This window comes from Exiguobacterium antarcticum DSM 14480, from assembly GCF_000685865.1.
Classification (GTDB): Bacteria; Bacillota; Bacilli; order Exiguobacteriales; family Exiguobacteriaceae; genus Exiguobacterium_A; species Exiguobacterium_A antarcticum.
Map to the genome: position 1 here is coordinate 805,472 of NZ_JMKS01000005.1, position 10,514 is coordinate 815,985.

19 protein-coding genes are annotated in these 10,514 nt (G+C 46.5%); 16 read left to right on the top strand and 3 right to left on the bottom strand.

Annotated features, from left to right (window positions below):
* Positions 1–37 precede the first annotated feature (37 nt).
* From P404_RS0115435 to P404_RS0115455, 5 genes are all read left to right on the top strand, one after another.
* A protein-coding gene (locus tag P404_RS0115435; protein ID WP_150111962.1) for an IS3 family transposase occupies positions 38–1,158 on the top strand; the annotation gives its coding sequence in 2 pieces (ribosomal slippage) (positions 38–287 and positions 287–1,158; 1,122 coding nt in all).
* A gap of 234 nt (positions 1,159–1,392) precedes the next feature.
* Positions 1,393–1,794: a hypothetical protein gene (locus tag P404_RS17755; protein ID WP_026829744.1), complete on the top strand. Its 402-nt coding sequence runs from the start codon at positions 1,393–1,395 to the stop codon at positions 1,792–1,794.
* On the top strand, positions 1,773–1,985 hold the full coding sequence (locus P404_RS18085) for a hypothetical protein (RefSeq protein WP_026829743.1): 213 nt from the start codon (positions 1,773–1,775) through the stop codon (positions 1,983–1,985). Before P404_RS17755 ends, P404_RS18085 begins: the two co-directional genes overlap by 22 nt.
* 423 nt (positions 1,986–2,408) lie before the next feature.
* Positions 2,409–3,146, top strand: a complete 738-nt coding sequence (locus P404_RS0115450; RefSeq protein WP_014970162.1) for a Bax inhibitor-1/YccA family protein — start codon at positions 2,409–2,411, stop codon at positions 3,144–3,146.
* Positions 3,147–3,176: 30 nt separating this feature from the next.
* Positions 3,177–3,566 carry a thiol-disulfide oxidoreductase DCC family protein gene (locus tag P404_RS0115455; RefSeq protein WP_026831230.1) on the top strand — a complete coding sequence of 130 codons (390 nt, stop codon included), beginning with the start codon at positions 3,177–3,179 and terminating at the stop codon, positions 3,564–3,566.
* A gap of 87 nt (positions 3,567–3,653) precedes the next feature.
* Here the strand turns inward: P404_RS0115455 and P404_RS0115460 are convergent, their stop codons facing one another.
* Positions 3,654–3,968: a hypothetical protein gene (locus P404_RS0115460; RefSeq protein WP_026831231.1), complete on the bottom strand. Its 315-nt coding sequence runs from the start codon at positions 3,966–3,968 to the stop codon at positions 3,654–3,656.
* A gap of 122 nt (positions 3,969–4,090) precedes the next feature.
* Here P404_RS0115460 and P404_RS0115465 point away from each other — a divergent pair, with 122 nt between their 5' ends.
* The 5 genes from P404_RS0115465 to P404_RS18095 all read left to right on the top strand — a co-directional run bounded on the left by P404_RS0115465 (position 4,091) and on the right by P404_RS18095 (position 6,718).
* Entirely contained in the window at positions 4,091–4,834 is a 744-nt protein-coding gene (locus tag P404_RS0115465) for a nuclease-related domain-containing protein (protein WP_236624425.1), read from the top strand.
* Positions 4,831–5,169, top strand: a complete 339-nt coding sequence (locus P404_RS0115470; protein WP_034774587.1) for a hypothetical protein — start codon at positions 4,831–4,833, stop codon at positions 5,167–5,169. The genes P404_RS0115465 and P404_RS0115470 overlap by 4 nt, the downstream gene beginning before the upstream one ends.
* Before the next feature lie 81 nt (positions 5,170–5,250).
* A complete protein-coding gene (locus tag P404_RS0115475; protein ID WP_026831234.1) occupies positions 5,251–5,673 on the top strand; it encodes a MarR family winged helix-turn-helix transcriptional regulator in 423 nt (140 codons plus the stop codon).
* A gap of 72 nt (positions 5,674–5,745) precedes the next feature.
* Complete coding sequence (locus P404_RS18090) at positions 5,746–6,159, top strand: ABC transporter permease (protein WP_051590531.1); 414 nt, start codon at positions 5,746–5,748, stop codon at positions 6,157–6,159.
* Positions 6,160–6,379: 220 nt separating this feature from the next.
* Positions 6,380–6,718, top strand: a complete 339-nt coding sequence (locus tag P404_RS18095; RefSeq protein WP_051590532.1) for an ABC-2 transporter permease — start codon at positions 6,380–6,382, stop codon at positions 6,716–6,718.
* 280 nt (positions 6,719–6,998) lie between these two features.
* Here the strand turns inward: P404_RS18095 and P404_RS18310 are convergent, their stop codons facing one another.
* Together P404_RS18310 and P404_RS18435 are read right to left on the bottom strand one after the other, a co-directional pair.
* Positions 6,999–7,208: an NAD(P)H-binding protein gene (locus P404_RS18310; protein ID WP_026831242.1), complete on the bottom strand. Its 210-nt coding sequence runs from the start codon at positions 7,206–7,208 to the stop codon at positions 6,999–7,001.
* A gap of 6 nt (positions 7,209–7,214) precedes the next feature.
* The gene (locus tag P404_RS18435; RefSeq protein WP_150111992.1) at positions 7,215–7,406 is read right to left on the bottom strand and encodes a hypothetical protein; all 192 of its coding nucleotides are present in this window, start codon (positions 7,404–7,406) and stop codon (positions 7,215–7,217) included.
* A gap of 531 nt (positions 7,407–7,937) precedes the next feature.
* On the opposite strand from P404_RS18435, the gene P404_RS18660 reads away from it, so the two are divergent.
* The 6 genes from P404_RS18660 to P404_RS18860 all read left to right on the top strand — a co-directional run bounded on the left by P404_RS18660 (position 7,938) and on the right by P404_RS18860 (position 10,494).
* Positions 7,938–8,198, top strand: coding sequence for a hypothetical protein (locus P404_RS18660; protein WP_026831243.1), 261 nt, complete (start codon positions 7,938–7,940; stop codon positions 8,196–8,198).
* Positions 8,195–8,443 (top strand): hypothetical protein, encoded by a 249-nt coding sequence (locus P404_RS18665; RefSeq protein ID WP_026831244.1) that lies wholly within the window; start codon positions 8,195–8,197, stop codon positions 8,441–8,443. The genes P404_RS18660 and P404_RS18665 overlap by 4 nt, the downstream gene beginning before the upstream one ends.
* Before the next feature lie 441 nt (positions 8,444–8,884).
* The gene (locus tag P404_RS18105) at positions 8,885–9,088 is read left to right on the top strand and encodes a hypothetical protein (RefSeq protein ID WP_026831245.1); all 204 of its coding nucleotides are present in this window, start codon (positions 8,885–8,887) and stop codon (positions 9,086–9,088) included.
* A 119-nt stretch (positions 9,089–9,207) separates the two neighbouring features.
* Positions 9,208–9,336 (top strand): hypothetical protein, encoded by a 129-nt coding sequence (locus P404_RS19015; RefSeq protein ID WP_269077502.1) that lies wholly within the window; start codon positions 9,208–9,210, stop codon positions 9,334–9,336.
* The gene (locus P404_RS18520) at positions 9,311–9,469 is read left to right on the top strand and encodes a hypothetical protein (protein WP_160166524.1); all 159 of its coding nucleotides are present in this window, start codon (positions 9,311–9,313) and stop codon (positions 9,467–9,469) included. The genes P404_RS19015 and P404_RS18520 overlap by 26 nt, the downstream gene beginning before the upstream one ends.
* Before the next feature lie 671 nt (positions 9,470–10,140).
* Positions 10,141–10,494, top strand: a complete 354-nt coding sequence (locus P404_RS18860) for a hypothetical protein (protein ID WP_026831246.1) — start codon at positions 10,141–10,143, stop codon at positions 10,492–10,494.
* The last annotated feature ends 20 nt before the right edge of the window (positions 10,495–10,514 follow it).

Genomic DNA, 10,514 nt, shown 5'->3' on the forward strand with positions numbered 1-10,514 from the left:
TTAGGAAAATTATGAACAGCAGAGGAGAATCACCTTCATGAATAAACGGGAACGAAGAATTTTTAGCGATTCATTCAAACAACAGATGGTTCAACTCCATTTGAATGGGAAGTCACGCGCCGATATCATTCGGGAATATGACTTGACGCCTTCGGCATTTAATCGCTGGATCAACCAAAGTAAGACGACCGGATCTTTTAAGGAAGAAGATAATTTGTCAGATGAAGCGCGTGAGCTACGTGTGCTTCGGAAGCATGTCCAACAACTCGAGATGGAGAATGATATTTTAAAGCAAGCCGCGCTGATCATGGGACGAAAGTAAGTGTGATCAAGAATAATCGACATAAATACTCGGTATCAGCAATGTGCAGCGTCCTCCAATTACCCAGAAGTACGTTTTATTATGAAGCGAGACAGCGACCATCGGTCGACGATGTGACGGAAGCCATCCGTGAAATTTTCCGGCGCAGCCGAGAGAACTACGGCACGCGTAAAATCAAGATTGAACTCCAAAAACAAGGGAAATGCGTCTCTCGTCGCCGAATCGGACGCATCATGAAAGACCAAGGGCTCGTCTCTACGTACACGCTCGCGCAATTCAAGCCTAAAAAAGAAGCGTGCAACGAGTCGATGGAAGCCAATGAATTGAATCGCGCGTTCAAGCAAGGAGAAGAGCTATCCGTTGTCGTCAGTGACCTGACATACATCAAGGTCCGTCAAAAATGGCATTATGTATGTGTATTTGTTGATTTCTTTAACCGAGAAATCATCGGTCACAGTGTGGGCGAGCGAAAGGATGCGCAACTGGTCCATCGTGCTTTCGCTTCCATTCCTCATGATTTGCGTCGTATCCGGATGTTTCACACGGATCGAGGACGAGAGTTCAACAACCATCTGATTGAGGATGCCCTTCATACGTTCGGAATCCGTCGCTCGTTGAGCAAAAAGGGTTGTCCGTACGATAACGCAGTCGCGGAAGCCACGTTTAAAATCATCAAGACAGAGTTTGTCAAAAAACGAGTGTTCTCGAGTTTGACGGAGCTGGAACGCGAGTTCCAGGATTACGTGAATTGGTTCAACCACCTTCGCATACACGGTACATTGGATTATCAAAGCCCCGTTCGCTACAAACAATCACTCCTTAAGAAGATTGTCTAGTTTAGTGTTGACAATCCATCTCCTACAATGATTATTATTTTTATGACTTCACGAGTTCTCAAAGAAAGCACACAGCACTTCATGAAATGGGACATGCTCTTGGATTAGATCATCACGGACTTGCTGGAAACGTGTTGAGATCTGGCTTTTACAGTTATGAAGTTTTAGGTTCGCACGATAAGTCAGATTATCGAACTCTTTGGGGCTATTAATCCAATATAAGGAGCGTTAACTATGAAAAAATTCTTAATAGGTTCAGTAGCAGCAGTTATTGGCCTGACTGTTTATGGATTTGATCATTACCAATCAGAAAAGAAGCCGGTCAAAATTGTTAATGCATATTTAAATGAAGTGGCTGATTTTTCTGATGATCGAATTTTAGTTGGTGCTGCTCAAAATGTGTTTGTTGGAGAAGTCATTCAAGAAGTTGGGAGTAAACGACTTGATGGAACGCCGGAAACACAGTATTCGGTAAAAGTGAACAAAAATTTAAAGGGCAAGTTAAAAGGAGAAGTCATTGTTAATCAGTTTGGTGGATATGATAAAGATTCGGAAGGAAATAGCGTCTTGATTTTATATAATGAAGATGAGATGTTAAAAAAGGTCATCAATACATGTTCGCTACACGTTATTTAGAATCTGAGGACTGGCATACTGCAATTACTAACCAAGGTACGGTAGAACTTAAGAATGCTGAAGAAGAAAGCACTTCAGTTGGAAAGATCGTGAGTGCTTTAAAATCACCTATTGTTCCGGAAGCCATGAAAAATAAAGAAAAGTACAATAATCGGAAAAAAGACGATAAATCAAAATTAGATCAGGAATGATTAAAAAAGTAGGGACTTCTTTAATTGAAAGAAGTCCCTCAGATTATAGACAAACCCTCATTTCAATTACGAAATGAGGGTTTGTTGTATGTATCGGTCATTAAAACGTTCAAGGTGCTTTTATTAAACTATCCAAACTCAAGGGCTCAGTTTATATTAAGAATATCTTTCATGTTTTTTAGAACAGATTCATCATATGTTATACAGACACAAAAGTAGAAAATGATTGATGTATTGAACCGCACAAGCCTGCATTCCTTTTTTGCATTACACAAGTGTCCGCACTATTCCGATCAATCAGTTTAATAAGATACGTTCATTCGATTTAATATATTTTGAAGTAGAATCAAGCTTAGGATCTATACATACATTTAAAGTAATAACCGTATTAAGAAATACAAAAACAGAAGGAGTGAACGCAAGATGGCAACACGATTCAAAGTTAATCCTGCCTTGCGCCGTGGTTTTGAGACGGCGCGCGCTGGTGAACGACCGATGACAAAAGCAGGGACGATGAGTAAGATTTTCCTCTTACTTGCCCTCGTCACGGCAGCAGCCGGTGGAACGTGGTTCTTCTTAGCTGCGAATCCGCAATTTTTAGTCCCCGCCTTGATTGGTGGCGTCGTCCTCGGCTTGATTCTCGCCCTGATCATCACGTTTAAACCACGGACAGCACCGGTTCTTTCACCGGTCTACGCGATTGTCGAAGGGGTCGCCGTCGGAGCGATTTCGTTGATGTTTGAAAGCATGTACCCAGGGTTAGTCGGGAAAGCGGTCCTCGCGACATTCGTCGTCTCGTTTGCGATGTGGTTCGTCTATTCGACGGGCATGATCAAAGTGACGCAACGGTTCCGTTCGGCCGTCACGGCTGCTATCCTGTCGATTCTCGTCCTGTACGGGGTTAACTTACTCTTGACGTTGTTCGGCATCAGCTTACCGTTCATGACGGGCAGCTCGCCGCTTGCAATCGGGATCCAGTTCGTCATCGTCATCGTCGCCTCACTCTCACTTGTGATGGACTTTGATTTCATCGCCCGACAAGTCGAGGCGCGGGCACCAAAATCGATGGAGTGGGTCGCAGCGTTCGGATTGATCGTCACGATCATCTGGCTGTACATCGAAATGCTTGATTTACTATACCGTTTGGCAGCGCGTGATTGATCCCGGTTGATCTGTGAGGAGTAAATATCAATGAAACCACTGATTTTATTTGATGGGGACTGCAATTTGTGTGATGCCAGTGTCCAGTTCATCCTAAAACGCGATCAAGGTTATTATGACTTTGCGTCGCTGCAAGGAACAATTGGTCAACAGATGATTCAAAAACACCGGTTGTCGACGGATTTAAATAGTGTCGTCGTGATTGAACAGGGAGTGCCGTACGTCAGATCGGATGCGGCGCTTCGGATTACCAAGCATTTAAACAGTGCTTGGCCGCTTCTGTCAGGTTTTCGATGGATGCCACGACCGTTACGAGATGTCGTGTATGATTTCATAGCCAAGCACCGGCATGAATGGTTCGGACAAAAACAGCAATGTTTGTTACCGGATCTAAAGACATGGGCACGGTTTCACGATTAAAGTCACGGATAGAGACGTAATTAAAACCCGTTCGATGAACAAAACAACAGGCAAGTCCTCCTCTCGGAAGACTTGCCTGTTGTTCGTTCAGCTTCTGTCCGACGATGTCTCTTTGATCGCATCGACATATTGTTTTGCTTCAAGTAATGGATACCCGAGAGTACCCCGAACCAGTTTAATCGCTTCCACCGTCTCATGGTCAGACAGAAGTTGCTCAATCTGTTCATTCAGTAGGCTGTGACTGCTTTCGGCATCAGTCATGCCGAGATGTTCTTGAATACGTGTCAGTTCACGTAGTGTTTGCTGTTGTGTCATGCGAAGTTTTGCGAGTTGCTGGGAAACGGATTGCCAAACGATGATTAGCAGGATCAAGGGCAACCATGTGGAAAAAAATGAGTCCATTATCAAAAACCCTCCTTTTTCTTACCGTACCACAGCATGTACTCTGTAACAATTAGTGGAAATCCTAAAGAATTCCGTTTATTCTAGGATAGTGGAAAATTAAGGGTTACATAAAGAAAGGAATGAAATTAGTGGAAGAACTGTTAGCTGCACTGATTCCAACATTACTTCTCATCGGAAGTATCCTAATTGTTGGATTCATCGTCACGCTCGGAAGTTTGTTTTATTTCCGGCGACGATCGTTTGAAAAAAGTACATACAAGCAAGTCACGCAGGAAGGTTTCCTGAAAGCCGTCCGCGACAAAGGCATTTGGGGAGAATACTTGACGACGCGTCAGCTTGAAAAAGTCGAGGGCTACGGGAAGTTTGTCATGAACACCTATTTACCAAAAGTACGGGGGAAGGGTCTAACGGAAATCGATATCACGTTTATTCACGAAAGCGGCATCTACGTCTTAGAGTCGAAAAACTACAGTGGTTGGATTTTTGGAAAAGAAGCCGACCGGCAGTGGACACAAATGTTTAAAAACCGCTACAAGCAACGGTTTTACAACCCGATCAAACAAAACGAGCAACACCTCAAAAGCATGGAACAGTTTTTAGCCAAAACAGTGGAAGACAATGTCTTTCAATCTGTCATCGTCTTCAGTGAACGGTGTGAACTGAAAAAGATTACGATTGATTCCAGTCATGTCCACGTCATCAAACGAAACGATTTACGTCGTACGATCAAGCGGCTGGCGACAGTCAAACGTTTGACATCAATGCAAGTTGATTCGGTCTACGAGCAACTCAAACAGCAATCTCAAGTCGATCAACAGGTCAAGGACGCGCATATCGAAGCGATTAAATCGTTTTCGTCGTGAAAAAAATTAGAGATGGAAGTGAAATTATGGCCATTCATCAAACCCCAATCGATTATATTGATATTCCTGCACCACAGCATAGTGAAGATGCTTATTATCGTGTTGTGTATGGTGATGTAGATTGGCAAGAAATTCAACAATATAACCGTGCTGTCTATGTATTGATGGGATACGGAAAAACCATTGCTTATCGTAGAGTAGCCCATATCTTGACGACTCCGAATACACCGAACGATCTATCCGATTTTGATAAAGTCATGGCTGCAATGCAACGGTTGAAAGACCGCAATGCTGTCTATAACGACAAACGGAGAGAGAATCACTTATCCGTTTGACAAACCACCTCATCCGGCATATAGTAAATAAGTTGAAATAATAAGTAGTGCAACTATTTATTTCGAAAGTGGGGAGTTCAAGTGAAAGAGGCAGATTGGTCACTTGGTATGCAACTGTCACGCAGCTATCATTCCTTCAAGCGTGCCGCGACGAAACGGATGGCAGAACACGATCTGACACCGGAACAGTTTTCGGTTTTGAGTGAACTTCATAAGCAAGAAGGAATCTCGCAAAAGCAGTTGGCCCTGTTCACGGAACGGGATCAGACGACGGTCGGAAAGATCCTGGATAAACTGGTGAAGAAGGAACTTGTCATCCGTTCTGCTGATCCACGGGACCGGCGGGCGTTCATCCTACTGACGACAAAAGCAGGGGCAGAGGTCATCCGAATGTTGGAACCGACGCTCGGTGAACTGCAGCAACAAGCTTTTTCCGGTCTCTCCAAAAAAGAAATCAAACATTTTATCAAAACACTTGAAACCATTCACAAAAACGTGACGTAAGTGGTTTCTCTTTTTTAAGTAAATAGTTGCACGTGCTATTATAAGTAATGCATATAAAAAGGAGCAAAACACATGAAGACCTTTAAAGATGTTTTTTCAATCACCCAAACGAAAGTCGGGTTGATGTTTGCCTTGATCGTCCCGACTTTATTTCTCGTCGTCTGGATGACGGGGTACCAAGGGGCAACTGAGCGCCTCGACCAATTACGTGTCGCCGTCGTCAAGGAAAGTTCGACGGCCGGTTTGTATGAAAACCTGCAAAAGGAAAGTCCCTTTACCGCCAAATCCGTCTCGTCGGAAACAGAAGGGCTGAAACAACTCGATGCAGGAAAAGTCGAGATGGTCCTCGTTGCCGACTTAGCGGATCAAAAGAAATTGACGTTCCATGTTAATCAGGCAAATGCCGAGTTCGCGAACGGCATTCTTAAACAGGCGACGTCTGAGATCAGCCAGATGTTAAATGGAAAAACCCGTGATTACGTCTGACGTCATCGTCGAGCATCAAGTATCTGATTTTTCGACATCGATGTTACCGATCTGTTGGGATTCGTCATCTACATCGCCGTCATGACGATGGGGATCCAGTTTAACCTCGTGATACAGATTCTAAAAAACCAGCATTCGAAGTGGTCGCTCTTTTGGAGTAAAACAACTGTTGCACGCATCGTGCTTTTGGTCGTCCCGCTTGTGATGGTGTCGCTTGCCTTTGCGTTTTCTGACATCGAAGCGTCCTTTATCAAGGTATCGGGCCTTCCAACTGTTGTTGACGGCAGCCTGTATCGGTGTCACCCAGATGAACTTCACGATTTTCGGTCCGATTGCGCCCCTCGTCAATGTCGCCTTGATTCCGTTTCAGTTGATGACGGCAGGAAACATCGTCCCGCCATCGATGCTGGCCCCGTTCTATCAGACAATCGGACACTATCTGCCAGTCCCGAATGCAGTCGCCGGATTGACCCGGTTGATTTACTTTAATGGCGATATCTCGTCCTTTGTCGTCCGCCTGACGGTCATCCTTGCTGATCACAGTTGCTGTTACCCTTGATTCTGACTGCGCTACGCCGGGAGCAGGCCCATATCATTGAAGTAAAACAAGCATCGTAACCAAAAACGAGCTCGATCCATTTGGATTGAGCTCATTTTTCATATTAAGCAAAAATATCGGCAATCGGTGCGTTCCTTCGAGCAGGGGAATCGTTTGACGGTACGCAGATTCCTGTTCAATCGATGCAATGACGACACGAGCGACATCGACGCGTGCGATCGTCGTCTTGTCCGTTGAAGCCGGGTCCTGTCGTGGACGGCACCTGTTCCAGCGTCATCGGTCAAACCACCGGACGTAAGATCGTATAGGCAAGCGAGCTGTCCCGAAGCAGACGGTCCGGCATAAATGTTTCGCGACATAATATGGTTTCATGCTGTCTGACCATGTTTCCGGTGAGTCCGGCGTTCAAGGCACTGACCATGATGAATTGTTTCGCCTGGACTTGTTCAGCTGCTGCGATTGATTTCGCTGCTCCGTCTAAATCGATCAAATCGTTTTATCGGCACCGGTAATGTCCACCCCGATCCAGCGTGAAGATGATGGACGTCACTCCCCATTGATGGCATCTGTAAGGGCTGAGACGTCCTGTTCCAGGTCGAGTAGGATCGGTGTTGCCAAGCGCTTCGAAATCTGCGAATTGGTTTCGGGCGAGCGCAAGCCCGACACGGACATCATGGATGGATTCCACTCAATTGCTTCGCCACCTGACGGACCGACTTTTTTCCGTTTGCTCCAATAATGAAATACGTTTACTCATCTTCCATTCCTCCCATTCGTTGATTCGTTCCTTTACCAGTATGGAAGAAAGTAGTTGCTTCCTGCAATCAAGGAGCTTGGAACAATTGGACATGAAAGGTAAGAACTGCCGAAATAATCAAAAAACTCCTTGGATAAGATAAAAGAATATGATACTGTTTTGAGTATTATACAGAAAACAGCGTTGAGACAGAGAGAGGGATGCGAGTGGAGTGAATAAACGACAAGGATTGGCGCTTGGTGGAGGACTGTTGCTTTCGGAGCCTGCTCGCAGTGACGAAGCTGAAGGATTTGCCGGATACGCTTGGAGTCAGTAAACAAAACGTCTTCACGACGAAGAAGATCGTTGTGTCGGACGACGGGTGATTATAAACCGTTTACGTACTTGAACCGTCAGACGAATGAGTACGAAGGATTCGATTATTGAAGTCATCCGCCTCGTTCGCGAAGAACGGCCGGGACTTTGAAAGTCGAGTTCGTCCCGACGACCTGGGCGACATTGACACGTGACTTACGGGCAGGCGGGTTCCATAATGGGTCGTCGGGTGGCGTCACGAAAAACATCGAACGCGAAATCGTTCGGCGACTTCACGAAAAGTTACTTGTCGTTCCAAAAAACGCCGCTCGTCCGTTTAGAAGACAAACACCGTCTGACCTCAATCGAAACGATCAATCGTCCCGGGATGTGACCGATTGGCTTGAATCCCGGGCCGGGGACAAATGAACCAATTCGTCCGGCAGACGTTTGATCAGGCGAATATCGTCATGTATGCGGACAATCTTACCATCCCGCAGCTGTTTGCGACGGGGACGGTCGATGTCATGATCACCGGATACCGTCGAAGCGATTTATTATGCGTCTTTGGACACGCGGTTAGGTGCTCCCGAAGAATTAGTGAAAAGTGGATTTCCAGCCGAAAAAAGTTATCTCGTCCAGGATCGTCAAACAAACGAAGTGGATCGATGTGATGAACCCTCTGGATGAATTCCATATGAAGGAAGCGAACGTATTTCAAGAATTAAAAGAAAAATGGAAAAGTTGGCGTCGTGACCGATGTCTCTTAAACCTAGTATGAAGCCGAGCGAATCCCGAAAGTGGGTTGCTCTTTTTTTGTACAAATGTCTAAAAAGGGGTAAAGGTAATGTAGGTCGCTTAAGTATCGAACCCGATCTCTCTAGCAGAAAGGAAGGGTGACCGTGATCCAGGTAGAGCAGTTGACGAAGGAATACAACGGGAAAAAAGTCCGTGGATCAGATTTCGTTTCAGGTGAAAAAAGGTGAGATTTTTGCCTTTTTAGGGCCAAACGGTGCCCGGGAAGTCGACGATGGTTCAGATGTTGACGACCTTGATTCTGTTTCGGTCCGGTCCACGCGACGATTAATGAGTATGACATACAACGGGAATCAAAAATGTCCGTCTCCAAATCCGGTGTCGCGCTGCAGGAGACGGGCATCGACAATGATTTAACCGGACGAGAATTGCTTGTCCTGCAAGGGAAATTATTTGGGTTTTCGCAAGCCAAGGCGACGACTCGGGCAACCGAAACTGTTTGGAATTGGTCGGGTTATCAAACGACGGCAATCGTCGAGCCGGTAAGTATTCCGGCGGGATGAAAACGGCGTCTTGATTTGGCGTTGACGCTTGTCCATCAACCGGCTGTCCTCTTTTTGGACGAACCGACGACGGGACTTGACCCGGCGAGCCGGCAACAAATCTGGACGGAGTCCGGCGCTTGAACGAGAAATACGGGACGACGATTTTTTTGACGACACAATACTTGGAAGAAGCCGATCAGTTGGCAGACCGGATTGCGATCATCAATGAAGGGAAATTGATTGCCGAAGGGACGCGACGGAACTGAAGGCGATGAATGGGGCAGAACGATTGAGGTCGTGCTCGAAGACGACCGAGCGACGGAAGCGTTTAAGACAGCGTTTGCCGGACGACTCGAAAAAGGAATGATTCTGCTTCCGTCAGAGGGACGGAAACGCTGAAACAAGTTGTCCGGTTACCTGGATGGAACATCAGTTGACGGCACGCTCGCTCGTCGTCAAGCAACCGTCGCTCGACGATGTCTTCATCCAACTGACCGGTCAAGCCTATAAGGAGGAGAAGTGAGATGTGGGCGCGAGACGATGATTTTGACACGACGCAGTTTACTCGTAACCGTTACGGAATCCGTTTTCATTCATCCCGAACTTGATCATCAGCGTTCTTCTTTTTAACTCGTTTATACGAGCGGATTATCCGGCATCTCCAGTCTGCCTCAGTTCGGCGGGTCGACTAACCTGAACGTCATCTTACCGTCTCGATCGTTTCCGGTGCGGGTGGGTGCGCGGGGGAGCCGGGTTCAAGCTCGTGCAAGGATATCGAAAGTGGTTATTTCGCAAGCTCTTGCTGACACCGGTCTCTCGGACGGCGATTTGTCCTCGGACCGATGCTTGCCGGCATGTTGCAATTGTTTGTTCAAGAACGTTGTTGAACTTCGGAATGGGGTTTTTACTTGGTCTGTCCGATCCCGGCAGGAGCGGCCGGTTTCTTCCTGACGATCGTTTCTGGCGCTTGGCTTTTGGTCCTCGCATTCGCCGGGTACTCGGTCCGGTGTCGCCTTTGAAAACCCGGAACGCACAGGCAGCACAAGCGGGGGACGTTATTATTTTTCCCGTTGATTTTCTTATCGACGACATTCGTCCCCAAGGAACTGATCGAAGCCGAATGGCTGAAGGTTGCGGCGACGCTCAATCCGACGACCTATATCATGGAAGGAATGCGGGCAGTTTTGTTACGTGACGCAATCGACTGGAGTGTCTATACGCAAGGTGTAATCGTCGCGGCCGTGCTCAGTATCGCGATGGTCGTATTTGCGGCAATGAATGCTAGAGGAGCGCTTAAAAATATAAAAAACAGCCGGACACGCCATGATTTGGCGAGCGTTCGGCTGTTTTCTTACTCAACGATGAAGTCACTAAACGTTCCGGCATATAAACGTGTCTCGGTCGACAGGACGATCCGGTCCTGACGCATCTTGATCGTCCCTTG

What these genes read in the sequence shown, in the direction of transcription:
- P404_RS0115460 (WP_026831231.1), bottom strand. Translation starts at nt 3,968, where the DNA reads ATGGACTCATTTTTTTCCACATGGTTGCCCTTGATCCTGCTAATCATC.
- P404_RS0115455 (WP_026831230.1), top strand. Translation starts at nt 3,177, where the DNA reads ATGAAACCACTGATTTTATTTGATGGGGACTGCAATTTGTGTGATGCC.
- P404_RS18085 (WP_026829743.1), top strand. Translation starts at nt 1,773, where the DNA reads ATGTTCGCTACACGTTATTTAGAATCTGAGGACTGGCATACTGCAATT.
- P404_RS18090 (WP_051590531.1), top strand. Translation starts at nt 5,746, where the DNA reads ATGAAGACCTTTAAAGATGTTTTTTCAATCACCCAAACGAAAGTCGGG.
- P404_RS0115450 (WP_014970162.1), top strand. Translation starts at nt 2,409, where the DNA reads ATGGCAACACGATTCAAAGTTAATCCTGCCTTGCGCCGTGGTTTTGAG.
- P404_RS18665 (WP_026831244.1), top strand. Translation starts at nt 8,195, where the DNA reads ATGAACCAATTCGTCCGGCAGACGTTTGATCAGGCGAATATCGTCATG.
- P404_RS18105 (WP_026831245.1), top strand. Translation starts at nt 8,885, where the DNA reads ATGTCCGTCTCCAAATCCGGTGTCGCGCTGCAGGAGACGGGCATCGAC.
- P404_RS0115465 (WP_236624425.1), top strand. Translation starts at nt 4,091, where the DNA reads ATGAAATTAGTGGAAGAACTGTTAGCTGCACTGATTCCAACATTACTT.
- P404_RS17755 (WP_026829744.1), top strand. Translation starts at nt 1,393, where the DNA reads ATGAAAAAATTCTTAATAGGTTCAGTAGCAGCAGTTATTGGCCTGACT.